This is a genomic window from Pseudoflavonifractor phocaeensis, assembly GCF_016901955.1.
GTDB lineage: Bacteria > Bacillota > Clostridia > Oscillospirales > Oscillospiraceae > Flavonifractor > Flavonifractor phocaeensis_A.
The window spans coordinates 1-579 of sequence record NZ_JACJLC010000218.1; the positions used below are offsets into that span (position 1 = coordinate 1).

Below are 579 nucleotides of genomic sequence, written 5' to 3' on the forward strand. Positions count from 1 at the left end.
TCACAAGCACGCGGTCAAGGTCGGCTTCGGCTTCTATCAAGCGGGGCTTGACGGTATCGCCCAGCCCGTCCTCGGCGGTCTGGTAAATCACTTGGAATGGCGGCAAGGGTTTCATTCCCGGCAGCGTTCCCCCAGTGGTGCAGGCGGCGGCAAGGCGTAGGGCAAAGGTGGTCTTGCCCTCGCCGGGGTTGCCTTGCACAATGGTTACTTTCCCAAAAGGGATATACGGCTCCCATAGCCATTCAACGGTCTGTGTGTCAACCTCGCTCATGCGGATAATCTCGACGGTTTCTTCTTGCGGCGGCTCTTTCAAGCCGTAAACAGCTTCCCGGATATACTTCCCGTCTGTGATTTCTGCCCGGTGCTGCAATACCTCGTTCCAGTCCTTAAACAGCGGCACAAGGCGGTGGACGGTCAAGCCCTCCGGTACAAGCTCCGCAAGGCGGCTGCAAGCGTCGTTTCCCGCTTGGTCGCTGTCAAGGCAGAGGTAAACGGTCTTGATGTTCGGACGGTCAGAAAGGAAATGCAACAGGGCTTTTTCTCCCACGCCGCCCAATGACAAATAACTCTGCTTCTGCC

General features: G+C 57.3%; 1 protein-coding gene. It reads right to left on the reverse strand.

Annotated elements, in window-relative coordinates:
• The coding region (locus H6B51_RS18645) for an AAA family ATPase (RefSeq protein WP_204884817.1) at window positions 1-579 on the reverse strand (579 nt) is incomplete at both ends.